Source organism: Pseudomonas sp. CFBP 8771, from assembly GCF_014841695.1.
Lineage (GTDB): Bacteria > Pseudomonadota > Gammaproteobacteria > Pseudomonadales > Pseudomonadaceae > Aquipseudomonas > Aquipseudomonas baltica.
In genome coordinates this window covers 1-24,346 of sequence record NZ_JACYUJ010000012.1, presented here as the reverse complement: position 1 = coordinate 24,346, position 24,346 = coordinate 1, and the positions used below count along the sequence as shown (strand labels likewise).

Genomic DNA, 24,346 nt, shown 5'->3' with positions numbered 1-24,346 from the left:
TGCGTGGCAATAAAGCCGGCGGCAAGATTAGCCGTGCGCTTTGCGGGGTGCAACCAGGTGCAACCTGTATATCGACGAAAGTTGCACCGCTCGACGGAAAATCTTTTTGCATGGGTTGAATCTGCACAACGCAGGTGCGGCTGTGTAGCGAATGACAGGCGAATGCTCCGAAAGGAAGCAGATACACCGTGTTTATCCAGATGTTTCCGGAGGTGCAACTTGCTTGCCAAAAGGGGTTGCGCCCGTCTCCAATGCCGGCCTAAAGTTCGGCGCCGTTGGGTCAACCCGGACATCCTGCAATCTGCCGACCTGTACATGAAGCGCCGAAGCGCGCTCGCAGGCTCATAAAAACAACACAAGGAGACACCCATGAGTGTCAGCAACCCCACTCTGATCACCTTCGTGATCTACATCGCTGCCATGGTCCTGATCGGCCTGTTCGCCTACCGTTCCACCAACAATCTTTCCGACTACATTCTCGGCGGTCGCAGCCTTGGCAGCGTGGTCACGGCCCTGTCCGCCGGCGCCTCGGACATGAGCGGCTGGTTGCTCATGGGCCTGCCGGGCGCGATCTACATGTCCGGTCTGTCGGAGGGTTGGATCGCCGTCGGACTGATCATCGGCGCCTACCTGAACTGGCTGTTCGTCGCAGGCCGGCTGCGCGTGCAGACCGAGCACAACGGTGACGCCCTGACCCTGCCGGACTATTTCGCCGGGCGCTTCGAAGACACCAGCGGCCTGTTGCGGATCATCTCGGCGGTAGTGATCCTGGTGTTCTTCACCATTTACTGCGCCTCAGGCATCGTCGCCGGCGCGCGGCTGTTCGAAAGCACCTTCGGCATGTCCTACGAGTCCGCCTTGTGGGCCGGCGCTGCAGCGACCATCGCCTACACCTTCGTTGGCGGGTTCCTGGCGGTAAGCTGGACGGACACGGTGCAAGCCACCCTGATGATCTTCGCGTTGATCCTCACGCCGATCGTCGTGGTGCTGGCCACTGGCGGCGTCGACACGGCCTTTCTGGCCATCGAAGCGCAGAACCCGGCCAACTTCGACATGCTGCGCGGTACTACCTTCATCGGCATCATCTCGCTGCTGGGCTGGGGGCTGGGTTATTTCGGCCAGCCGCATATTCTTGCCCGCTTCATGGCCGCCGATTCGGTGCGCTCCATTGCCAAGGCGCGGCGCATTTCCATGACCTGGATGATCCTTTGCCTGGGTGGCACCGTGGCCGTGGGTTTCTTCGGTATCGCCTACTTCTCGGCGCACCCCGAGCTGGCCGGTCCGGTCACCGAGAACCACGAGCGGGTGTTCATCGAGCTGGCCAAGATCCTCTTCAATCCGTGGATTGCCGGGGTGCTGCTGTCGGCCATTCTGGCTGCGGTGATGAGCACCCTCAGCTGCCAGTTGCTGGTGTGCTCCAGCGCCCTGACCGAAGACTTCTACAAGGCGTTCCTGCGCAAGGGCGCCTCGCAGCGCGAACTGGTCTGGGTGGGCCGCATGATGGTGCTGCTGGTGGCGTTGGTTGCCATCTGGCTGGCGTCCAATCCCGACAACCGCGTACTGGGCCTGGTCAGCTACGCCTGGGCAGGTTTCGGCGCGGCGTTCGGACCGGTGGTGCTGATCTCGGTGGTCTGGAAAGGCATGACCCGCAACGGTGCGCTGGCGGGCATTCTGGTGGGTGCAGCGACGGTGATCGTGTGGAAACACTTCGAGTTGCTGGGGCTGTACGAGATCATCCCAGGCTTCGTGTTCGCCAGCCTGGCTATCCTGATCGTCAGCAAGCTGGGCCGCGGGCCGTCACCGGCCATGGTCAGCCGCTTCGAGCGCGCCGAGGCGGCGTTCCACCAAGGCAAGTGATGCAGTGGGGGCTGCCAGCTCCCCTGAAAAACCCCATCTGAAATGCTAGACTCCTGCGCATCTGCAGGAGTCCCCATGAACTATCGTCATGCCTTCCACGCCGGCAATCACGCCGACGTGTTCAAACATATCGTCCTCACCCGGCTGGTTGCGCTGATGTCGCGCAAGGAACAACCCTTCGCCTACCTCGACACCCATGCCGGGCTGGGGCTCTACGACCTGCGCGGCGACCAGGCCACGCGCACCGGTGAATGGCTCGAAGGCATCGCCCGCCTGTGGCAGGCCACCGACCGCCCGGCGCTGACCGACGACTACGTCAAGGTCATCAACCGTCTCAATACCGAAGGCGAGCTGCGTTACTACCCCGGCTCGCCCGAGCTGGCACGCCGGTTGATGCGCCAGCAGGACCGCGTGCTGCTCAACGAGAAACACCCCGAAGACGGCCAGTTGCTCAAAGAGAACATGAAGAAGGACCCGCGTGTGGCCGTGCACTTGGGCGAGGGCTGGCACGTGCCGCGGGCCCTGCTGCCGGTGGCCGAGAAACGCGCGGTGATGCTGATCGATCCGCCGTTCGAGCAACTCGACGAGCTCAAGCGCTGCGCCACTGCCCTGAAGGAAACCATTGGCCGCATGCGCCAGACCGTGGCGGCCATCTGGTACCCGATCAAGGACGACGAGCGTGCGCTCAAGCGTTTCTATCAGGACCTCACCAGCACCGGCGCGCCGAAGCTGCTGCGCGTGGAATTGCTGGTGCACCCGCTGGACACACCGCAGAGCCTGAACGGTTCGGGACTGGTCATTGCCAACCCGCCGTGGGGCCTGGAAGAAGAATTGCGCGAGCTGATGCCCTGGTTGGCCAATCTGCTCGGCCAGAGCCAGGGCGGCTGGAAGATGGACTGGCTGATCGCCGAATGACCCTCAAGGCGTGAGGCGCGGCCCTGTGCCGCCCGGCCGCGGGTCGTTGGCCACGTACTGCCGGTGATACGCCTCGGCATAGCGCAACGTCAGGCCTTCGGCCCGCGTGGATAGCGCTTGAGCCGTTCGATCAGTTCGGCGCCGGGAATCGGCTTGTCGAACAGATAACCCTGGCCGACGTCGCAGCGTTGACGCCGCAGGAAGGCCAGTTGTGCAGCGGTTTCGATACCCTCGGCCACGACCTTGAGCTTGAGGTTGTGCGCCATGGCGATCACTGCCGAGGTAATTTCCATGTCGTCCTGGTTGTCCGGGATCTCGTGGATGAAGCTGCGATCGATCTTGATCACGTCGATAGGGAATTTCTTCAGGTAACTGAGCGAAGAATACCCCGTGCCGAAGTCATCCATGGCCAGGGTCATGCCCAACTGCTTGAGCTGTTCGAGTTGCTGATGGGTGTCCACGGTGGCTTCCAGCAACAGGCCCTCGGTCAGCTCCAGCTCCAGCAACGAGGCGTCCAGGGCCTCTTCCTGCAGAATGCTGGCGATGGACGCGACCAGGTCGGGGTCGGAAAACTGCTTGGGCGACAGGTTGATCGCCACCTGCAGGCGGCCCAGCCCGGCCGCTGTGAGGGCTTTGCTCATGCGGCAGGCCTGACGCGCGATCCACTTGCCGATGGGGATGATCAACCCTGTCTCTTCGGCCACGCTGATGAACTGATCGGGGCGAATCATGCCTTTTTCCGGATGGTTCCAGCGCAGCAGCGCTTCCATGCCCAGCAGGCGGCCCGTGCGCAGGCACAGCTTGGGCTGGTAGAACACATCCAGTTCGTTCTGGGTCAGTGCGCGCCGCAGGTTGTTCTCCACGAACAGCTTGTAGCTGGCCTCGGCGTTCAACGCCTCGGTGAACACCTGCACCTGATGCTTGCCATTGGCCTTGGCCTTGTGCAGCGCAAGGCCTGCGTTCTTCATCAAGGTCTGCGGGTCGCGCCCGTGCAGCGGCGCACAGGCCAGGCCTACGGAACCGGTGACGTTGATCAACTGGTTATCCACGAACATCGGCTTGTCCAGCGTCAGCAGCACCTCCTGGGCAATGCGCTGGCCGGCTTCCAGATCAGTGTCGTGCAGCAGCACGGCGAATTCGTTGCTGGCAAAACGTGCCAGGCTGCCGGCCGGACTCAGGCTGTTGCGCAGCCGGCGCGACAGGCTCACCAGCAGCTTGTCGCCGGTCTGGTGGCCAAGGCTGTCGTTGATCCGTTTGAAGTTGTCGATGTCCACCAGCATCATGCTGATCGGCCGGTCGCTGTCGTGGGCGAAGCTTTCATCCAGGCAGCGGATGAACGCCGGGCGGTTGCCCAGGTTGGTCAGATTGTCGGTGTAGGCCAGGCGCTCGATGCGCTGCTGGGCCAACTTGCTCTGGGTGATGTCTTCGTAGATGCCGATGTAATGGGTCAGCTCACGGTCGTCGCCGTACACCTTGGAAATCGACAGCTGGCCCCAGTAGGGTTCCAGGTTCTTGCGGCGGCTCTTGAATTCGCCTTGCCAGCTGTTGCCGTTGGCCAGGCTCGAAGGCGCGTCGAACAACAGCTCGCTGAGGTTTTCCAGGGCTGGCAGATCCGCCAGGCGCTTGCCGTGGACTTCCTCGGTGCTGTACTGGGTGATCGCGGTGAAGCTGGGGTTGACGTACTCGACCACGCCATCGCAGTTGACCAGCAGAAAGGCATTGGCGCTTTGTTCGACCGCGCGCTGGAACAGATTCAAGGCGCTGGTGGCCGCACGACGGTCGTGGTTGTTGATCACCTGGGCGAACTGGTCGGCGAGCTCGCCGGCGAAGGCGATCTCGTCCGCACGCCAGACCCGCCCACCGCCACTCTGCTCCAGGCACAGCACGCCGACCACCTGGCCGTCGATACGGATGCTGGCATCGAGCACCGAGCTGACATCGCGCATTGCCAGTTGCCGGGCAAGCTGGCGCGTGCGCGGATCGCTGGCCACGTCGCTGGCGTCGATGGCGCGGCTGGCGTGCAGGGCTGCCAGGTAATCGGGGAATTCCCCCAGGTCTACAGGCTGCAGACAGCCATGCACCTGCCGATCACCGTAATAGGCGGTAATGGGCAGCAGCTGCTGACCTTGCAGCGTCCACAGGCTGGCACAGTCCACGGCATAGATATCGCAGGCATTGCGCGTGATCAGTTCGGCCGCCTCGAGCAACGGCTTGTGAGGCCCGTAGCGTTGTTGTGCCAGGCTCAGGATCAATGCCTGCTGGGCGCTGGCGCGCTCCATGTGCTGCAGTTGTTCCTGTTGCGCGCGCTGGTTGAGTTCCAGCGCCATCTGCAGCGGGCTGCTCGCGCTGGCCGGTTTCAGCGTGTCGTCGACCACGTCGCCGACGGCCGCGTCGACCACCATCAGGTAGCCCCGCAACAGCTGCCGATTGCGTTGGCGAAAGGCTTCGCCCAGCTCCATCAGGTGCAGGCTGCCGTGGTTGCTGTGCAGAGTGTACCGCACGGTGTAATGGGCGCTGTCGACCAACTGCGCCTGGATGGCATCGTGCAGACGGTGCCGCGCCTCCGGCTCCATCAGGCTGGCGTAGGGCGAGCCGGTCAGCGAGCACAGCTGCGCGGCGGGAAGACCGAAGGTTCGTTCGCAGGCCGGATCCAGATAAAGCAGTGCCCAGCTGGCCTCGTTCAGCCGTTCGAAACGCAGCATTCCCAGGCGCGAGGGCACCGGCAGCTGCGTCACTACCTCGGCCACCATGCGGTTGGCGGCATCGGGCTGGCTTTTCATTGAAAACTCGCTTCAAGGGTACTGGTCGCGCAGGGACAACCATCCTTACAGGCTAGGGTCCCTACAGGCGGGCGCGTCAGGCAAGGTTGCATCATGGCGCTCGGGCTTACAAGCGGTACAGTGGCTCGGTGCTTCCATGTTGTCGGCAGGCGCACAAAATTCTGCAATTGGATCCGAAAATACTGGTTACATGAGGGCATTTACGCTCTGCGCTGCACACCGTTCCCGTACTTCGCGGTCGAATCCAGGGCAAAAAAAACCCACCGGTAATGGTGGGTTTTTTTCATTCGGCCAGCGTTACAGCAGCATGGTGCGGATATCGGTCAGCAACTCGCCCAGACGTTTGGTGAAGCGCGCAGCGGCCGCGCCGTTGATCACACGGTGATCGTAGGACAGCGACAGCGGCAGCATCAGCTTGGGTTGGAACGCCTTGCCATCCCAGACCGGCTGGATGGTGGCCTTGGAGACACCCAGGATCGCCACTTCCGGCGCGTTGACGATCGGCGTGAAGCCGGTGCCGCCAATGTGCCCGAGGCTGGAGATGGTGAAGCAGGCACCCTGCATGTCGTCTGCCGAGAGCTTCTTGGTCCGGGCTTTTTCGGCCAGGGCGGCGGCTTCGGCAGCCAGTTGCAGCAGGCTCTTCTGATCGACGTTCTTGATCACCGGTACCAACAGACCGTCCGGTGTATCGACCGCGAAGCCGACGTTGACGTATTTCTTGCGGATGATCGCCTTGCCACTGGGCGCCAGCGAAGCGTTGAAGTCCGGCAGCTCCTTGAGCAGGTGCGCACAGGCCTTGAGCAGCAGCGGCAGCACGGTCAGCTTGACGCCGGCCTTTTCCGCCACGGCTTTCTGCGCCACACGGAACGCTTCCAGCTCGGTGATATCGGCCTGGTCGAACTGGGTCACGTGGGGCACGTTCAGCCAGCTGCGATGCAGGTTGGTGGCACCGGCCTGCATCAGGCGGGTCATCGGTACTTCTTCGGTTTCGCCGAAGCGGCTGAAGTCGACCACCGGGATCGGCGGAATGCCAGCACCGCCGGTGGCGCCGGCAGCAGCTGCCGGTGCCTCCTTGGCCTTGTGCATCATCGCCTTGACGTAGACCTGCACGTCTTCCTTGAGGATGCGACCGTGCGGGCCGGTCGGGCTCACCGCGTTCAGCTCGACACCGAGCTCGCGCGCCAGTTGGCGAACGGCCGGGCCGGCATGCACCTTGGCACCGGCCGCTGCGGCAGGTGCTGCGGGTGCGGCAGCAGGCTTCTCGGCAGCCGCCGGGGCAGCTGCAGGCTTGGACTCAGGCGCAGCGGCAGCCGGTGCAGCCGCCTGGGCAGGCGCTGCAGGGGCAGCACCGGCCACTTTTAGCTTGAGAATCAGGTCGCCGGTACCCACTTCGTCTTCCAGCTTGACGCTGACGCTTTCAACCACGCCGGCAGCCGGAGAAGGAATCTCCATGCTGGCCTTGTCCGATTCCAGGGTGATCAGCGACTGGTCGGCTTCGACCGTGTCGCCGGCCTTGACCAGTACTTCGATGATCTTGGCCTTGCCGGCCGAACCGATGTCCGGCACGTGGATGTCCTGCACGCTGTCGCCAGCAGGCGCTGCGGCCGGCTTTTCAGCCGCTGCAGGCGCCGCTGCGGCAGGTGCAGGAGCGGCGGCCGCTGGGGCAGCAGCAGGGGCTGCGCCTTCGACCGCAAGCTTGAGGATCAGGTCACCGGTACCGACTTCGTCGTTCAGCTTGACGCTGATGCTTTCCACCACGCCAGCAGCCGGCGATGGAATTTCCATGCTGGCCTTGTCCGACTCCAGGGTGATCAGCGACTGATCGGCGGTGACGGTGTCACCGACCTTCACCGAAATCTCGATGATCTGCGCCTTGCCCGACGAGCCGATGTCCGGCACGTGGATGTCCTGGCTCGAAGCCGCGGCAGCGGGAGCAGCGGCTGGGGCAGCGGCAGGCGCGGCCTCGGCTTTCTCTTCCAGCTTTGGTGCAGCCGCAGGCTCGGAAGCCTGGGGTGCTTCTTCAGCACCCTCGACTTCCAGCTCCAGCAGTTCGTCGCCTTCTTTCAGGCGGTCGCCCAGCTTGACCTTGATGCTTTTCACGACGCCCGCCTTGGGCGCCGGTACTTCCATGCTGGCCTTGTCCGATTCGAGGGTCAGCAGGCTCTGCTCCGCCTCGATGCGGTCGCCGACCTTGACCAGCAATTCAATGACTTCACCTTCACCGCTGCCGATGTCAGGTACGCGAATGAGTTCGCTCACAAAAAATCTCCTCAGCAGTCCAGTGGGTTGCGTTTGTCAGGGTCGATACCGAACTTGACGATGGCCTCGGCCACCACCTTCGCTTCGATATCGCCGCGATCTGCCAAGGCTTCCAGAGCAGCCAGCACGACGAAGTTGCGGTCCACTTCGAAGAAGTGACGCAGCTTCTTGCGGCTGTCGCTGCGACCGAAGCCATCGGTACCCAGGACTTTGAATTCCTTGGAAGGAACCCACTGACGAATCTGCTCGGCGAACAGCTTCATGTAGTCGGTAGAGGCAATGACCGGACCCTTGCGACCGCTCAGGCACTCTTCGACGTAGGTGGTCTGCGGCTTCTGCCCGGGGTGCAGGCGGTTCGAACGCTCGACGGCCAGGCCGTCGCGGCGCAGTTCGTTGAAGCTGGTGACGCTCCACACGTCGGCGCCGACGTTGAACTCTTCGCGCAGGATCTTCGCCGCTTCGCGGACTTCACGCAGGATGGTGCCCGAGCCCAGCAACTGGACGTGGTGCGCCGCTTCCTTGGTGTCTTCCTCGAGCAGGTACATGCCCTTGATGATGCCTTCCTCGGCGCCGGCCGGGATGGCAGGCTGGGTGTAGGCTTCGTTCATCACGGTGATGTAGTAGAAGATGTCCTGTTGCTCTTCGGTCATCTTCTTCATGCCGTCCTGAATGATCACCGCCAGCTCGTAGCCGTAGGTAGGGTCATAGGTGCGGCAGTTCGGGATGGTCGCGGCAAGCAGATGGCTGTGGCCGTCTTCGTGCTGCAGGCCTTCGCCGTTCAAGGTGGTCCGGCCGGCGGTGCCGCCGATCAGGAAGCCACGGGTGCGGCTGTCGCCAGCGGCCCAGGCCAGGTCGCCGATACGCTGGAAACCGAACATCGAATAGAAGATGTAGAACGGCAGCATCGGCTGGTTGTGGTTGCTGTACGACGTACCGGCGGCGATGAACGACGACATGGCGCCGGCTTCGTTGATGCCTTCCTCGAGGATCTGGCCCTTCTTGTCCTCGCGGTAGAACATCACCTGGTCCTTGTCGACCGGATCGTACAGCTGACCGACGGAGGAGTAGATGCCCAGCTGGCGGAACATGCCTTCCATACCGAAGGTACGGGCCTCGTCCGGGATGATCGGAACGATACGCTGACCGATTTCCTTGTCCTTGACCAGCTGCGACAGAATCCGCACGAACGCCATGGTGGTGGAAATTTCACGGTCGCCCGAACCGTCCAGGATCGCCTTGAGGGTTTCCAGGGGTGGCGTCGGAATGCTGAAGCTCTTGGCCCGGCGCTGCGGCACGAAACCGCCCAGTGCGGCGCGGCGCTCGCTCAGGTAGCGGGCTTCGGCGCTGCCTTCTTCAGGCTTGTAGAACGGCATGCTTTCCAGCTCGTCGTCCTTGATGGGGACGTCGAAGCGGTCGCGGAATTTGCGCAGGCTGTCGACGTCGACCTTCTTGGTGTTGTGCGCGGTGTTCTTGGCTTCGCCTGCACCGGTGCCGTAACCCTTGATGGTCTTGGCCAGGATGACGGTCGGCTGATCCTTGTGGTTCACCGCCTGATGGTAGGCTGCATAGACCTTGTACGGGTCGTGGCCACCACGGTTGAGCTTCCAGATCTCGTCGTCGGACAGGTCGGCGACCATGGCCTTGAGTTCCGGCGAGTTGAAGAAGTGCTCACGGACGAACGCGCCGTCCTTGGCCTTGTAGTTCTGGTACTCGCCGTCGATGACTTCGTCCATGCGACGCTGCAGGATGCCGTCGACGTCCTTGGCCAGCAGTGGGTCCCAGAAACGGCCCCACACGACCTTGTTGACGTTCCAGCCACCGCCACGGAACACGCCTTCCAGTTCCTGGATGATCTTGGCGTTGCCGCGAACCGGGCCGTCGAGGCGCTGCAGGTTGCAGTTGATGACGAAGATCAGGTTGTCCAGCTTCTCGCGGCCTGCCAGGGAGATCGCGCCCAGGGATTCGGGCTCGTCGCACTCGCCGTCGCCCATGAAGCACCAGATCTTCTGCTTGCCGGCAGGGATGTAGCCGCGGGCTTCCATGTACTTCATGAAGCGCGCCTGGTAGATCGCCTGGATCGGGCCCAGACCCATGGAAACGGTCGGGAACTGCCAGAAATCAGGCATCAGCCAAGGGTGCGGATACGAAGACAGGCCCTTGCCGTCCACTTCCTGGCGGAAGTTGTTCATCTGGTCTTCGCTGATGCGGCCTTCCATGAAGGCGCGTGCGTAGACGCCAGGCGAAGCGTGGCCCTGGAAGTAGATGAGGTCGCCACCGTGTTCGTCGGTGGGGGCCTGGAAGAAGTAGTTGAAGCCGATGTCGTACAGGGTCGCGCTGGAGGCGAAGCTGGAAATGTGGCCGCCCAGATCCGGGTCGCGCAGGTTGGTGCGCACCACCATCGCCAATGCGTTCCAACGCACCAACGAGCGAATGCGGCGTTCCATGAACAGGTCGCCAGGCATGCGTGCTTCGTGGGTGACGGGGATGGTGTTGCGGTACGGCGTGGTGATGGCGTAGGGGAGTTGTGAACCACTGCGGGTGGCCAACTCGCCCATGCGGGTCATCAGGTAGTGAGCGCGGTCTTCGCCTTCTTTGTCGAGGACCGACTCCAGGGCATCCAGCCATTCCTGGGTTTCGACGGGATCGAGGTCTTGCATGGCTTGCTCCAGGGCGGAAAGGCTTCCAGAATCGAAGCCTGAGTTTGCGACTGGCCTTGTGGGCAGACGATATTGAATTCTTGGATTACCGGCAGCTTTTCCGGCGAGCTGTAGTTTTACTACAAATCCCTGCCCTTTTCATGCCCCTGCGGGCGGTGGGCAGCCGGGTAGACACAGGATACAGGCTTTTGGCCCCCTGTCCGGTTGTGGGTTGGATCGTTACCTGTGATCGAATGTATTCATCTTGAGGCCATGCGTGAGTGACTTGTGCCAACATATTGGAAAAGTCAGCTATTTATCACCTTTGTTCGACAGATCAGGGACAGATGAACCTGTCTATACAGACCTTTACCAGGCTCTTCACGCTGCACAAGGATAGACCATGAACCTGCCTTTGCTGGTCGAAATTCCGGCTGTTCTCACGCCTTTGGTGTCACGCAATCGCGAGTCGTTCCAGGCGGCGGTGGCGGGGGCTGAGGACCTGTTCGCCGATCTCAGCAGCACCACGCACACTGTGGGAGCGGGCTCTGCCCGCGAAGAGGCCCTCCCAGTCACCACCCCCCTCAACTGGCTCACCAAGCGCTGGCAACAATGGGACCGCGTCACCACCGCCAGCGACTTCGTCCTGCAGCAGGCCATCCAGAACCCCGCCATGCTGCTCGGCCTCATCGCCAGCGGCGACCTCGACCGTCCCTTCAGGCCCGGTGAACTGCGCGAGCAGATCGCCCTCGCCGTGGCCCAGGCCGAGAGCGAAGACGACCTTGCCCGCATCCTGCGCCGCCAGCGCGCGCGGCAGCAGGTGCGCATCATCTGGCGCGACCTCAACCGCCTCGCCGACCTGGTGCAGACCTGCCGCGACCTGTCGGACATGGCCGACGCCTGCATCGACCAGGCCTATCAATGGCTGTACCCGCGCCAATGCCAGCAGTTCGGTACGCCCATGGGCCGACGCAGCGGCGAGCAGCAGCACATGGTCGTGCTCGGCATGGGCAAGCTGGGGGCAGTGGAGCTGAACCTGTCGTCCGACATCGACCTGATCTTCGGTTACCCCGAAGGCGGCGAAACCCAAGGGGTGAAACGCCCCCTCGATAACCAGGAGTTTTTCATCCGCCTCGGCCAGCGCCTGATCAAGGCCCTGGATCCGATCACCGTCGACGGTTTCGTCTTCCGCGTCGACATGCGCCTGCGCCCCTACGGCTCGTCCGGTGCGCTGGTGCTCAGTTTCAACGCGCTGGAGCAGTACTATCAGGACCAGGGTCGCGACTGGGAACGCTACGCCATGATCAAGGCGCGGGTGGTGGCCGGCGACCAGCAGGCTGGTGCGCAACTGCTCGATATGCTGCGACCGTTCGTCTATCGCCGCTACCTGGATTTCTCCGCCATCGACGCGTTGCGCACCATGAAGCAACTGATCCAGCAGGAAGTGCGGCGCAAGGGCATGGCCGACAACATCAAGCTGGGCTCGGGCGGCATCCGTGAAGTCGAATTCATCGCCCAGGCGTTCCAGTTGATCCACGGCGGACGTGACCTGAGCCTGCAGCAGCGACCCTTGCTCAAGGTGCTGGCGACCCTGGAGGGGCAGGGCTATCTGCCTGCTGCGGTAGTGGACGAGTTGCGCGAGGGCTATGAATTCCTGCGCTACACCGAGCACGCCATCCAGGCCATCGCCGATCGGCAGACACAGATGCTGCCCGACGATGAGCGGGACCGTGCGCGCATCGCCTTCATGATGGGCTTCGCCGACTGGCCGGCTTTTCACGCGCGCCTGATGCACTGGCGCGGCCGCACCGCCTGGCACTTCGCGCAGGTGATCGCCGACCCGGACGAAGACGCCGAGAACAGCGAGGCAATGGTGATCGGCGGCGAGTGGCTGCCGCTGTGGGAGGAAACCCACGACGCCGATGCGGCCTGCCGGCAGTTGCAGGAAGCCGGTTTCAGCGACGCACGCCAGGCGCTCAAGCGTCTTGAAGACCTGCGCAGCAGCCCGCAACTTCGGGCCATGCAGCGCCTGAGCCGCGAGCGCCTGGACGCCTTCATTCCGCGCCTGCTGGCTCAGGCGGTGGAGCACGCCGACCCGGACCTGATTCTGGAACGGGTGCTGCCGCTGGTGGAAGCCGTGGCGCGGCGCTCGGCGTACCTGGTACTGCTGACGGAGAACCCCGATGCCTTGCGTCGCCTGCTGACCCTGTGCGCCGCCAGCCCATGGATCGCCGAACAGATTGCGCGTTTCCCGTTGCTGCTCGACGAACTGCTCAACGAGGCACGGCTGTTCAACCCGCCGTTGGCACCGGAGCTGGCCGCCGAGTTGCGCGAACGGCTCACGCGCATCCCCGAGGACGACCTGGAGCAGCAGATGGAAGCGCTGCGGCATTTCAAGCTGGCGCACAACCTGCGCGTGGCCGCTTCGGAGATCGCCGGCGCCTTGCCGCTGATGAAGGTCAGCGATTACCTGACCTGGCTGGCCGAAGCGATTCTTGCGCAGGTGCTGGCCCTGGCCTGGCACCAGACCGTGGCGCGCCATGGCGTGCCCAAGCGGGCCGACGGCAGTGACTGTGATCCGGCCTTCGTCATCGTCGGCTATGGCAAGGTCGGCGGCATCGAGCTGGGCCATGGCTCGGACCTGGACCTGGTGTTCATCCACGATGGCGACCCGAGCCTGGAAACCGACGGTGCCAAGCCGATCGACAGCGCCCAGTTCTTCACCCGCCTGGGCCAGCGCATCATTCACCTGCTGACTGCACAGACCAACTCCGGCCAGCTGTACGACGTCGACATGCGTCTGCGTCCCTCCGGTGCGGCGGGGCTGCTGGTCAGCTCGGTGGCGGCGTTTTCGCGCTACCAGCAGACCGAGGCCTGGACCTGGGAGCACCAGGCGCTGGTGCGCGCCCGTGTGCTGGTAGGCTGCCGCCAGACGGGCGCCGAGTTTGAGAAGGTGCGTGGCGCCGTGCTGGCCAAACCGCGCGACCTGGATACGCTGCGTGCCGAGGTCAGCGAGATGCGCGCGAAGATGCGCGACAACCTGGGTACGCGGCAGACGGCAGCAGGGCGCGGCGCCAATGCCTTCGAAGCTGGCCAGCGCTTTGACGTCAAGCAAGACGCCGGTGGTATCGTCGATATCGAATTTATGGTGCAATACGCGGCTCTGGCGTGGTCGGGCATGCACCCGGACCTGCTGCGATACACCGACAACATTCGCATTCTCGAAGGCCTGGAAGAGGCCGGATTGTTGCCCGCCGCCGATGCGGGGTTGCTGCGCGAAGCCTACAAGGCCTACCGCTCGGCCGCTCATCGTCAGGCCCTGCAGAAGCAGGCCGGGGTGATCCCGGGCAATCAGTTCATCGACGAACGGCGCGAGGTGATGCGGATCTGGGGTGAGTTGGGGTTGAGTTGAAGGCGGTACCCACCTATTTGCCCCGTAGGAGCGGCCAGTGGCCGCGAACAGGGCTCCGCGGTTTTTCAGGCACTGCGCGGCGTCTGGTTCGCGGCCGCTGACCGCTCCTACGGGTGACCCCGATCCCTGTAGGAGCGGTCCGTGGCCGCGAAAAGGCTGGCACCGAAATCCCTGGCACCACTGCACCACCCGACTGACTGTTCTGGAAAACTATGAGAATTCTGATCATTGGGCCCAGCTGGGTCGGTGACATGGTAATGGCACAGACCCTGTTCCAGAGCCTCAAGCAACGGCACCCCGACTGCCTGATCGACGTGCTGGCGCCTGAATGGAGCCGCCCGATTCTGGAGCGCATGCCCGAAGTGCGTGCGGCCTTGAGCTTTCCGCTCGGCCACGGCGCGCTCGAGCTGGCCACGCGCCGGCGCATCGGTAAAAGCCTCAAGAGTCATTACGATCAGGCCATCCTGCTGCCCAACTCGTTGAAATCGGCGCTGGTGCCGTTCTTCGCCGGCATCCCCAAGCGCACCGGCTGGCGCGGCGAATTTCGCTACGGCCTGCTCAACGACGTGCGCACCCTGGACAAGCAACGCTACCCGTTGATGATCGAGCGCTTCATGGCCCTGGCCTTCGAGCCCGGCGCCCTGTTGCCGCAACCCTATCCACGCCCCGAACTGCGTATCGACCCGGCCAGCCGCGACGCTGCACTGGCCAAGTTCGGCCTGGCCCTGGATCGCCCGGTGCTCGCCCTGTGCCCCGGCGCCGAGTTCGGCGAAGCCAAGCGCTGGCCGTCCGAGCACTATGCCGAAGTGGCCGAAATCAAGATCCGTGAAGGCTGGCAGGTCTGGCTGTTCGGCTCCAAGAAAGACTTCCCGGTGGGCGAGGCGATCCGCGAGCGGCTGATTCCCGGCCTGCGCGAGGAAGCCTACAACCTGTCCGGTGAAACCGCGCTGGCCGAGGCCATCGACCTGATGTCGTGCGCCGACGCCGTGGTGTCCAACGATTCGGGCCTGATGCACGTGGCCGCCGCGCTCAACCGGCCGCTGGTGGCCGTGTACGGCTCGACCTCGCCAGGTTTCACGCCCCCCCTGGCAGAAAAGGTCGAGGTGGTGCGCCTGGGCCTGGATTGCAGCCCGTGTTTCGACCGCACCTGCCGCTTCGGCCACTACAATTGCCTGCGCCTGCTGGAACCCCAGCGGGTTGCCGATGCGTTGCAGCAGGTAGAAGGGCCGGCCACGGTCGAACTGACAGTCAAGGCGGAATGAATTGCGGGTACTGCTGATCAAGACCTCGTCCATGGGCGACGTCATTCATACCCTTCCAGCGCTGACCGACGCGTCCCGCGCCTTGCCGGGCATCCGTTTCGACTGGGTGGTGGAGGAGGGCTTCGCCGAAATCCCGAAATGGCATCCGGCCGTGGACACGGTCATTCCAGTGGCCATCCGCCGCTGGCGCAAGAACCTTTGGCAGGCCTACAAGAGCGGCGAATTCAAGCTACTGCGCCAGCGTCTGCGCGCCAACCGCTATGACTTGGTGATCGACGCCCAGGGGCTGCTCAAGAGCGCCTGGCTGACGCGTCTGGTCAAGGCCCCGGTGGCCGGGCTCGACAAGGGTTCGGCCCGCGAAGGCCTGGCCAGTCGTTTCTATCATCGGCGTTTGGCCGTCGCGCGCGGCCAGCACGCGGTCGAACGCGTGCGCCAGCTGTTCGCCCTGGCACTGGGCTATGACCTGCCCAAAGGCACCGGCGACTACGGCCTCAATCGCCTGCAGTGGCGCGACCTGATTCCCGGCCCGGCGTTCGTGGTGTTTCTGCACGGCACCACCTGGGACACCAAGCACTGGCCGGAAGCCTACTGGCGCGAGCTGGCCGAACGCTTGGGACATGCCCACATCCAGGTGCGATTGCCATGGGGCAGCGACAGCGAACGCGAACGCGCGCAACGCATTGCCGCAGGCCTCAAGAACTGTGTGGTGCTGCCTCGGTTGAACCTGGCCGGGATGGCGCAGACCTTGGCCGAAGCCCGCGCCTGCGTGGCGGTCGACACTGGCCTTGGCCACCTGGCCGCCGCCCTCGACGTGCCGACCATCTCCCTGTTCGGCCCGACCAACGTTGGCCTGACCGGCGCCTACGGTCGTGGCCAGATCCACCTGGCCAGCGATTTCCCACCCTGCGCGCCGTGCATGCAGAAAACCTGTACCTACCAGCCGACGCCGGATGACCAGCGTCGGTTCGATCTCAAACGCGAGTGGCCGCTGTGTTTCACCCGGCTCGACCCCGAGCGCGTGGCAAGCCGACTGAGCACCGTGTTACTGGCCGAGGATCTTCGCTGATGCAACTGGCATTCGTGCTCTACAAGTATTTTCCCTTTGGTGGCTTGCAGCGCGATTTCATGCGCATTGCCCTGGAGTGCCAGCGCCGTGGCCACGGCATCCGCGTCTACACGCTGATCTGGGAAGGCGAGGTGCCCGAAGGTTTCGAGGTGCACGTCGCGCCGGTCAAGGCGTTCTTCAACCATCGGCGCAACGAGAAACTGCTGAGCTGGATGCAGGCCGACCTGGCCAAACGCCCGGTCGATCGCCTGATCGGCTTCAACAAGATGCCCGGCCTGGACGTCTACTACGCGGCCGACGGCTGCTACGAAGACAAGGCACAGAACCTGCGCCATTCGCTGTACCGCTACTGGGGGCGCTACAAGCATTTCGCCGACTACGAGCGCGCGGTGTTCGGGCGCGATGCGAAAACTGAAATCCTGATGATTTCCGAGGTCCAGCAACCGCTGTTCATCAAGCATTACGACACCCCGCTGGCACGCTTTCACCTGCTGCCGCCGGGCATCGCCCACGACCGTCGCGCGCCGCCGGACGCGGCGCTGATCCGCGCCGAATTCCGTGGCGAATTCATGCTCGAGGACGACGAGCTGCTGTTGGTGCAGATCGGCTCCGGCTTCAAGACCAAGGGCGTGGACCGCAGCCTCAAGGCCATGGCGGCCTTGCCGGCAGCGCTGCGCAAGCGCGTGCGGCTGATGGTCATCGGCCAGGACGACCCCAAGCTGTTCCAGATGCAGGGCGCAGCGCTCGGCCTGGGCGACCGGGTGCAGTTCCTCAAGGGCCGCAGTGACATTCCGCGCTTCCTGCTCGGCGCCGATGTGCTGATTCACCCCGCCTACAACGAGAACACCGGCACGGTGCTGCTCGAAGCGGTGGTGGCTGGCTTGCCGGTGCTGGTTTCGGCAGTGTGCGGCTATGCCCATTACATCGCCCAGGCCGACGCCGGGCTGGTGCTCAGCGAGCCCTTCGAGCAGGAAGAGCTCAACCGCTACCTGCAGCGCATGCTCGAGGACGACAGCGCCCGCGCGGCCTGGTCGGCCAATGGCCTGGCATTCGCCGACAGCGCCGACATCTACAGCATGCCCGAACACGCTGCCGACGTTATCCTGGAGGCGCGACCATGAAGCTGGTGCTCGACGAGCCGTTCAAGACGCTGTGGGCCGGGCGCGATCCATTCGTGGCCGTCGAAGCGCTGCAAGGCGAAGTGTTCCGCGAACTCGAGGCACGTCGCACGCTGCGCACCGAAGTCGATGGCAAGGGCTATTTCGTCAAGATCCACCGCGGCATCGGCTGGGCGGAGATCGCCAAGAACCTGCTCACCGCCAAGCTGCCGGTGCTCGGCGCCGGCCAGGAATGGAAGGCCATCCAGCGCCTGCGCGAGGCCGGCGTGCCGAGCATGACGGCGGTGGCCTACGGCGAGCGCGGCAGCAACCCGGCCGATCAGCATTCGTTCATCATCACCCAAGAGCTGGCGCCTACCATCGACCTGGAAGTGCTGAGCCTGAATTGGGCCAAGCAGCCGCCGCAACCGGCGCTCAAGCGCGCACTGGTCGCCGAAGTGGCGCGCATGGTCGGCATGATGCATCGCGCCGGCGTGAACCACCGCGACTGCTACATCTGCCACTTTCTGCTGCACACCGACAAGCCGGTCAAGGCCGACGATTTCAAGCTCTCGGTGATCGATCTGCACCGTGCCCAGGTCCGTCCGCGCATCACCCGCCGCTGGCGCAACAAGGACCTCGCCGCGCTGTATTTCTCGGCGCTGGACATTGGCCTGACGCGCCGCGACAAGCTGCGCTTCCTGCGCGACTATTTCCAGCAGCCCCTGCGCCGCGTGCTCAAGGAAGAAGCCGTACTGCTCGGCTGGCTCGACGGCAAGGCGAACAAATTGTACGACCGCAAATTGCGCTACGGGGATGCTCTCTGATGGCGGGCTGGAACCTGGAAGCGGGCTACGAGCACCTGCAAGCCGACTTCGGCAGCCTGGACAGCGTGTTCGCCCTCACCGGCGAGCGCCTGACCCGCGACCCGTTGTCCGAGGTGATTCGCGTGCAGCGCGGCGGGGTCAACTATTACGTCAAACGCTACGTGGGTGCCGGCAAGGGCCTGCGCGCACACCTGGGCAAGCCAAGGGTGAGGGCCGAATGGCAGAACCTCAAGCGCTTCGCCAAGTGGGGTATTCCCACTGCCGAAGTGGTGGCCTGGGGCTTGGAACGCAATGGCGCCAGCTATGACCGCGGGGCGCTGATCACCCGCGAACTGCCCAATACCCAAGACCTGCACCAACTGGCGCTGAGCGACGATCCGCGGTTGCGCAACCGGACCTGGGTCGACCACATCAGCCGGCAGCTGGCACAGCACACGCGCACGTTGCACGACAACCACTTCACCCACAACGATCTGAAGTGGCGCAACCTGCTGGTGGACGACAAGGACGTGCTGTACTTCATCGACTGTCCCAATGGTGCTTTCTGGCGCAGCTTCATGTTGCGCTATCGCATCATCAAGGACCTCGCCTGCCTGGACAAACTGGGCAAGAGCGAACTGTCCAACACCCAGCGCCTGCGCTTCTACCTGCAGTACCGCCGCCGCGAAAAGCTCAATGCCTCGGACAAGCTGCGCGTGCGCAAAATCGTCAAATTCTTCGAGGGCCGCGAATGAGCGACTTCATCGCCAGCGAGGAGCGAGCCTTGCTCGAGCGCCACGGGCTGGCCACATTCGATGCACTGTGGAACCTGCAACTGGACGCCGTGGACGAACCCAACACCGGCCGTGGCGGCTGGAGCAGCGTGTATCGGCTGGACCTGGAAGGCCGTGGTTTCTACCTCAAGCGGCAGAGCAACTATTTGACCCGTACCCTGGCCCGGCCCTTCGGCGAGCCAACCTTCGCCCGCGAGTTTCGCAACATCAGCCGCTATCGCAAGCAGGGCATCCCGGCGTTGCAGGCGGTGTTCTACGGTCAGCGCCAGGTTCAGGGTGAAACCCGTGCCATGCTCATGACCCGCGCCCTGGACGGCTGGTCCGACCTCGAAGCGGTGCTGCAGCAGTGGCCCACCCTGGCCCCCGAAGAGCGTCGCGCGGTGCTGGTGGCGTGCGGCGAGCTGGGGCGTATCCTGCATTCGGCGGGGCAGGTGCATGGCTGCTTCTACCCCAAGCATATTTTTCTGCGCGCCACGGCCAGCGGCTACCAGGCGCAATTGATCGACCTGGAAAAGACTCGCCCGCTGCTGTTCGGCCAGCGCGACCGCGCCAAGGACCTCGAACCTTTGCTGCGCCGGGCACCGCGCTGGCAGGCCGCTGACATTCGCGTTTTGCTCGCCGCGTACTTGGCCCAGCCCGAAACCAGCCCTCTGGTCGATGCCTGGCTTCAACGTTTGAGCCGCCGTCGCAACCACAAGGAAGGCCGCTGATGCGCCTGTCTGAACTGACCCAAGCCGGCCGCACTCCCGCGTTGCCCCTGAGCATCACCCTGGCTGACGCCGCCGGCCCCGCCGAGCTGCAACTGCTGACCCTGTTGCGCGTGCTGCCCGGCCAGCGCTACGTCGGTGCCGGTATCTGGCGCGGCCGTACCGTGCTCGCCAAACTGCTGGTCGGCAGCAAGGCCGCCCGGCATTTCCAGCGCGAACTGGAAGGCGTGCGCCTGCTGGCCGACCAACACCTCACCACCCCACAACTGCTCGCCGACGGCCTGCAGGAAGGCGAGGGCGGCTGGCTGCTGTTCGAGTACCTGGAAAACGCCCAGAGCCTGGCCGACGACTGGACCCGTGTGGAAACCCTGCCGCCCCTGGCCGACGAACAAACCGTGGTGCTCAGCGAAGCCCTCGGTGTCATCGGCCAGATGCACGGCAAGGGCCTGTGGCAGCAAGACCTGCACCTGGACAACCTGCTGCGCCACAACGGCCAGGTGTTCCTCATCGACGGCGCCGGCATCCAGGCCGAAGAGGCCGGCAAGCCCCTGTCGCGGCAAAAGGTCCTGGAAAACCTTGGCATTTTCTTCGCCCAATTGCCCAAGCACCTCGAGCCCTTCACCGAAGAGCTGCTGGTGTATTACCTGCTGGCCAATGGCGAGCACGGCCTGCCCATGGAAGCCCTGCAAAAGCAGATCGACAAGGTCCGCGCCTGGCGCCTGAAAGACTATCTGAGCAAAGTGGGCCGCGAATGCAGCCTGTTCAGTGTGCAGGACAGCGCGTCTGGCCTGCGCGCCGTACGCCGAGAAGAAGAGGCGGTCATCCTGCCAGTGCTGGAGCAGGCCAATGCCCTGCTCGAACAAGGCCATATCTACAAGACCGGTGGCGCCGCCACGGTCGGCCGCGTGCACAGCCAAGGCCGCGACCTGCTGATCAAACGCTACAACATCAAGAACCTGCTGCACTGGGGCAAGCGTTTCTGGCGCCCGAGCCGCGCCTGGCATTCGTGGGTCGAGGGCAATCGCCTGCTGTTTCTCGGCATCGCTACCCCCAAGCCGCTCGGTGTGCTGGAAAAGCGCGTGCTGTGGCTGCGTCGCGAAGCCTACCTGGTGACCGAACACCTGGGCGGCCCGGACCTGATCGAAGCCTTCGCCGCCCATGTCGACACGGGTGACGTTCCCGAGGATCAGCTTCAGGCCCTGGACCAGTTGTTCGTCGACCTGATCCGCGAACGCATCAGTCACGGCGACCTCAAGGGCCACAACCTGTTCTGGCACGACGGCCGCTGGGCGCTGATCGACCTCGACGCCATGCAGCAACACGGCAGCGACAGCAGCTTCGCCCCTGCCCACCAGCGCGATCGTGAACGGTTGCTGCGCAACTGGCCGGACGGCAGTGCCCTGCGTGTGCTGCTGGATCAGCGTTTGCCCCGAGAAATGTAGCCGCAACGTACGTCGCGCACGGAATTCAGGACTTTTCCTGCATTTGCGTCGGATGGGTCCTACAGACGTACTTCCACAACTCCCGGAAACTCCTGTCGCTTGGCGGCCCTGCGTGGGCCAGCGGCAGAGCAGGGGGGTTGGACATGAAACTGGGCTACTTCATCCGGTTGGGCGACAAGACATCGTGTGGTGGCACGGTCCTTGGTGGCGAGCGGGGCGTCACCCTGCTCGGCGTTCCGCGTTCGCGCGAAGGCGATCGCGTGTCCTGCGGAAAAAGCACCGGCGAGTTCCACATCGTCGGCGGCGTCGAGCAGCTCAAGAGCAATGGTCGGCGTGTCGCCGGCAGCCTCGACAGCACCAGCAGCTGTGCCTGCAACGCCCTGCTGATCCCGTCGTCGTTCAGTACCCAGTACGAGTCCCTGCGCCCGGTCAAACCGCGGCTTGCTGCCATGCCCCTCGTGGAGACGGCGCAGAGCTGCGGCCATCCGGACCAGTTGCTGTCGATCACCACCTACATGGCCGGCGAGATCAACCGCAACGTCCGTCACCCGACCATCGCCAGGATCAGGCAGCTCAATCGCTACGATGCCACCCAGGCCATGCGCACCTACAACGCGCTGCCCTGGCACGCGCGCTGGTGGGCACGCGATCCACAAGTGGTCGCCAACGCTTGCAAGAACGAAGCGGTTGCCCTGTGGGTTGGACAAATGGATGACAACCGTGAGTGGAACTACCAGGCCAAGGTCGCGCAGTTGCAGAACTCCACTTGGCACAAGCAAGGCCGATACCTGTATCACGTCGGGTTGTGGGCGGGTATTCATTACGGCTATCTGGGCATGGCTGCAGGTTTTTGCCCAGCTGTGCTGCTCGATGGCATCGATGCACAAACACCGCTGGAACAGCGCCGCACCTTGCACCACTGCCATGCCATCGCCGAGCGTCTGGCCATCAACATCGGCATGGACCTTTACAAGCGCCACCCCGAAGGCGTGGTAACCGCCAAGGCCATGATCAACGCGGTACTCGCAGTCGAGCAGGAAAACTGGGGCAAGGGCAGGCGTGAGCATCGGTGCAGTTCTGGTCTGCGGTCGGGTGCTGGAAGGGCGCGCGAGGGGGGGTTGCAAGCTACTTGAGTGTCGGGGGCGTGTTGGCGAGGGTGTCAACCATACTCCCGGTTTGCCAGCAGGGTGGAAGTAGAAGTGGGCAACCGTCACTTCTGGACTTCCACTCGCTGGTTTCGCTGCTATTAACGCTATTACTGGAAGCGGGGTTGGTAGCCCGGCCTTTTGCCTGTGGAAACTTTCAAACTTTCAAACTTTCAAACTTTCACTGCTCGTAGCGAGGTGACTGTAGTTCATGAAGCTCTGCAAGAATTCGAAAAAATGACTCTTCTTGACTACTCACAGTTATGTGTTAGCTTCCCTAAGGCTATCGGTAATTCATCACAACCTCATCCATCATTATTGCATCGCCCTTATGATTGAAGCGGATTGACGCGATTCGTCGTGGAACATTTGGTGATCTTACAATCTGAGTGAGAGCGCTGTATGGGTAATATCTTGCCATAATAACACCGGAGCTATCTTTGAATTCAACTTGACATTGATTATTGCTACCATTCAGATGCAAACTAAAATTCATGCTCTTTATTGGAGTTGTAAACGTCCAGTTGACTGGATAGTAGCTGGAGTTTTCGGGATGCCCTGTCACACCGAAATACTTGCCTGAAAAATAAGGGGCAGATAGATTGCTAGGCCCGCGGATTGACGTTTTAGTGTTGGTAGTTGAACTAAAGTAGCGGAATCTAACATTTGTATAAGGTTGGAAATCTTGAATCTGCTCAAGCTCGAAGTCCTCCTTCACCCAGTCAGGCACATCTGCCCGGACAAATCCCCACGCAACCGAAGACTCGCCGCTGCCGTACAGCGCCTTGGCAGTGAGTGAATGGTTGCCTGCTGCAAGGGCACTCACGCTATGAGTCCAGTTTCCTGCGGCGTTCACCTGTGCAACGCCTTTTGAAATGGCTCCGTTATCGAAGATTTCCACTTGCGTATTGGGCGTGGCGGTACCGCTGATCGAAACCGTCAGGTCAGGCGTGGTGCTGCCATTGGCTAATTCCTCAATTGAATCCCGAACGCTGGAAATGACCGGTGCCGTTTGAGCCGCCTTATTGAAGGCCCTTGCTGCCGAAACCAACCCACTGCCATAAAGCCCTTTCGCCGTGATCGAATGCGTCCCCAGTGCCAGGCCCGACAGGGGAGCGCTCCAGTTCCCCCCCGTATCAACGGAAGCGTTACCCTTTGACGTCGCGCCGTCGAACAGCTCTACTTGCTGACTGGCAGTGGCCGTACCGCTCACCGTCACGCTGTTGTCGTACGTGGTTCCGCCGGGGCTGATCTCGCTCCACGAATCCCGCACGCTGCTGATCACGGGCCGGATATCGGCGGCGGCCTTCATCGTGTAAACCTTCGCCGCGAACGTCACAGCGTTGGCTTCCGTCTGCGTCCCGTCCAGCCCGGCCTTGAACGTAATGGTCAGAGCACTGCCGTCCTTGAGTTGCTTGAGTTCGGCAATGGACAAGGTGGTTGACAAGTGACCATCCATGACCCAGGAGGCATTGACCTTCGAGCTTCCCGCTGCCCAGATGACTTTTGAATACGGCGAGCCGTCGCTTTTGGTGCCGCTCAGGCTCAACCACATCGGCTGCCCCTCGGTTATCAACGGCCACACGCCCACGCGTAGCGTAGCAGTAGTTGCGCCTGACAAATCAAGCTCGGGTCCGGCCCCACCGTTCGCAGCTTCCAGAATGACCAGCTCGCTCAACGCCGTCACTGGCAACGCCAGCACCTGCAGGTTCAACGTCTCGGACAGAGGCCCTGGCCCATGCGCCAGGATCGGTAGGTAGGACACCTTCACGGTCTTGTTCAGAGACTCGGCCATTACAGGAAGGGGTATTTCAGACCGAACCTCTCCCTCCGTGGTAACAACTATCATTTCCACGCCCACATTGCTGTCATCGGGCAATAGCCAGAGAGGAGCCACCATATCTGCCACCTGCAACCGCGCATCGCGCAGCACGAACGTGGCCGTGTTGGCTTGTGTGGTGCCTGGCTTGACAGGGCTCCAGGACGTGACCGGCCCGCCGGTATGATCGTGGATCTGCGGCGCCGGCCAGGTCTGACTCGCGGCATCCTGCACCGAGATCAGCACGCTGTCGGAAACACCGGTAGCGCCTGATGTGGGAATCAGCTCGTACCACACGTTGACCGAGCCATTGAGGTTGGGGTTCACGTAGCGGGTCTTGTCCACCCAG

At 63.1% G+C, this 24,346-nt stretch carries 14 protein-coding genes and 1 pseudogene; 11 read left to right on the top strand and 4 right to left on the bottom strand.

Annotated elements, in window-relative coordinates:
* The first annotated feature begins 369 nt into the window (after positions 1-369).
* Together putP and IFT80_RS21040 are read left to right on the top strand one after the other, a co-directional pair.
* Positions 370-1,857, top strand: a complete 1,488-nt coding sequence (gene putP, locus IFT80_RS21045; RefSeq protein WP_122479766.1) for a sodium/proline symporter PutP — start codon at positions 370-372, stop codon at positions 1,855-1,857.
* Between the two features lie 75 nt (positions 1,858-1,932).
* Entirely contained in the window at positions 1,933-2,772 is an 840-nt protein-coding gene (locus IFT80_RS21040; RefSeq protein WP_122479765.1) for a 23S rRNA (adenine(2030)-N(6))-methyltransferase RlmJ, read from the top strand.
* An 89-nt stretch (positions 2,773-2,861) separates the two neighbouring features.
* Here the strand turns inward: IFT80_RS21040 and IFT80_RS21035 are convergent, their stop codons facing one another.
* From IFT80_RS21035 to aceE, 3 genes are all read right to left on the bottom strand, one after another.
* Entirely contained in the window at positions 2,862-5,552 is a 2,691-nt protein-coding gene (locus IFT80_RS21035) for a sensor domain-containing phosphodiesterase (RefSeq protein ID WP_192059527.1), read from the bottom strand.
* 297 nt (positions 5,553-5,849) lie between these two features.
* Positions 5,850-7,811 carry a dihydrolipoyllysine-residue acetyltransferase gene (gene aceF / locus IFT80_RS21030; protein WP_192138298.1) on the bottom strand — a complete coding sequence of 654 codons (1,962 nt, stop codon included), beginning with the start codon at positions 7,809-7,811 and terminating at the stop codon, positions 5,850-5,852.
* A gap of 11 nt (positions 7,812-7,822) precedes the next feature.
* Positions 7,823-10,468, bottom strand: coding sequence for a pyruvate dehydrogenase (acetyl-transferring), homodimeric type (gene aceE, locus IFT80_RS21025; protein WP_122479762.1), 2,646 nt, complete (start codon positions 10,466-10,468; stop codon positions 7,823-7,825).
* 382 nt (positions 10,469-10,850) lie between these two features.
* On the opposite strand from aceE, the gene glnE reads away from it, so the two are divergent.
* The 9 genes from glnE to IFT80_RS20980 all read left to right on the top strand — a co-directional run bounded on the left by glnE (position 10,851) and on the right by IFT80_RS20980 (position 22,166).
* Positions 10,851-13,859 carry a bifunctional [glutamate--ammonia ligase]-adenylyl-L-tyrosine phosphorylase/[glutamate--ammonia-ligase] adenylyltransferase gene (gene glnE / locus IFT80_RS21020; RefSeq protein WP_192138296.1) on the top strand — a complete coding sequence of 1,003 codons (3,009 nt, stop codon included), beginning with the start codon at positions 10,851-10,853 and terminating at the stop codon, positions 13,857-13,859.
* A 212-nt stretch (positions 13,860-14,071) separates the two neighbouring features.
* Positions 14,072-15,121, top strand: a complete 1,050-nt coding sequence (gene waaF, locus IFT80_RS21015; RefSeq protein ID WP_192138294.1) for a lipopolysaccharide heptosyltransferase II — start codon at positions 14,072-14,074, stop codon at positions 15,119-15,121.
* A gap of 1 nt (position 15,122) precedes the next feature.
* On the top strand, positions 15,123-16,187 hold the full coding sequence (gene waaC / locus IFT80_RS21010) for a lipopolysaccharide heptosyltransferase I (protein WP_192138293.1): 1,065 nt from the start codon (positions 15,123-15,125) through the stop codon (positions 16,185-16,187).
* Positions 16,187-17,308: a glycosyltransferase family 4 protein gene (locus tag IFT80_RS21005; protein WP_122479758.1), complete on the top strand. Its 1,122-nt coding sequence runs from the start codon at positions 16,187-16,189 to the stop codon at positions 17,306-17,308. Before waaC ends, IFT80_RS21005 begins: the two co-directional genes overlap by 1 nt.
* A complete protein-coding gene (gene rfaP, locus IFT80_RS21000; RefSeq protein WP_192138291.1) occupies positions 17,305-18,111 on the top strand; it encodes a lipopolysaccharide core heptose(I) kinase RfaP in 807 nt (268 codons plus the stop codon). The genes IFT80_RS21005 and rfaP overlap by 4 nt, the downstream gene beginning before the upstream one ends.
* Positions 18,111-18,845, top strand: coding sequence for a lipopolysaccharide kinase InaA family protein (locus IFT80_RS20995; RefSeq protein WP_192059539.1), 735 nt, complete (start codon positions 18,111-18,113; stop codon positions 18,843-18,845). Before rfaP ends, IFT80_RS20995 begins: the two co-directional genes overlap by 1 nt.
* Complete coding sequence (locus IFT80_RS20990; protein ID WP_185794790.1) at positions 18,842-19,594, top strand: lipopolysaccharide kinase InaA family protein; 753 nt, start codon at positions 18,842-18,844, stop codon at positions 19,592-19,594. The genes IFT80_RS20995 and IFT80_RS20990 overlap by 4 nt, the downstream gene beginning before the upstream one ends.
* Complete coding sequence (locus IFT80_RS20985) at positions 19,594-21,033, top strand: lipopolysaccharide kinase InaA family protein (protein WP_192138289.1); 1,440 nt, start codon at positions 19,594-19,596, stop codon at positions 21,031-21,033. The genes IFT80_RS20990 and IFT80_RS20985 overlap by 1 nt, the downstream gene beginning before the upstream one ends.
* A gap of 143 nt (positions 21,034-21,176) precedes the next feature.
* On the top strand, positions 21,177-22,166 hold the full coding sequence (locus tag IFT80_RS20980; protein WP_192138287.1) for a PAAR domain-containing protein: 990 nt from the start codon (positions 21,177-21,179) through the stop codon (positions 22,164-22,166).
* A 295-nt stretch (positions 22,167-22,461) separates the two neighbouring features.
* Here the strand turns inward: IFT80_RS20980 and IFT80_RS20975 are convergent.
* Positions 22,462-24,346: pseudogene (locus IFT80_RS20975) on the bottom strand (hypothetical protein); the annotation flags it as partial.

Bases quoted from the DNA above. Each gene is read 5' to 3' on its own strand.
- IFT80_RS20995 (WP_192059539.1), top strand. From the start codon at position 18,111: ATGGCGGGCTGGAACCTGGAAGCGGGCTACGAGCACCTGCAAGCCGAC.
- IFT80_RS21040 (WP_122479765.1), top strand. From the start codon at position 1,933: ATGAACTATCGTCATGCCTTCCACGCCGGCAATCACGCCGACGTGTTC.
- IFT80_RS21035 (WP_192059527.1), bottom strand. From the start codon at position 5,552: ATGAAAAGCCAGCCCGATGCCGCCAACCGCATGGTGGCCGAGGTAGTG.
- rfaP (WP_192138291.1), top strand. From the start codon at position 17,305: ATGAAGCTGGTGCTCGACGAGCCGTTCAAGACGCTGTGGGCCGGGCGC.
- aceE (WP_122479762.1), bottom strand. From the start codon at position 10,468: ATGCAAGACCTCGATCCCGTCGAAACCCAGGAATGGCTGGATGCCCTG.
- waaF (WP_192138294.1), top strand. From the start codon at position 14,072: ATGAGAATTCTGATCATTGGGCCCAGCTGGGTCGGTGACATGGTAATG.
- glnE (WP_192138296.1), top strand. From the start codon at position 10,851: ATGAACCTGCCTTTGCTGGTCGAAATTCCGGCTGTTCTCACGCCTTTG.
- IFT80_RS20985 (WP_192138289.1), top strand. From the start codon at position 19,594: ATGCGCCTGTCTGAACTGACCCAAGCCGGCCGCACTCCCGCGTTGCCC.
- putP (WP_122479766.1), top strand. From the start codon at position 370: ATGAGTGTCAGCAACCCCACTCTGATCACCTTCGTGATCTACATCGCT.
- IFT80_RS21005 (WP_122479758.1), top strand. From the start codon at position 16,187: ATGCAACTGGCATTCGTGCTCTACAAGTATTTTCCCTTTGGTGGCTTG.
- IFT80_RS20990 (WP_185794790.1), top strand. From the start codon at position 18,842: ATGAGCGACTTCATCGCCAGCGAGGAGCGAGCCTTGCTCGAGCGCCAC.
- IFT80_RS20980 (WP_192138287.1), top strand. From the start codon at position 21,177: ATGAAACTGGGCTACTTCATCCGGTTGGGCGACAAGACATCGTGTGGT.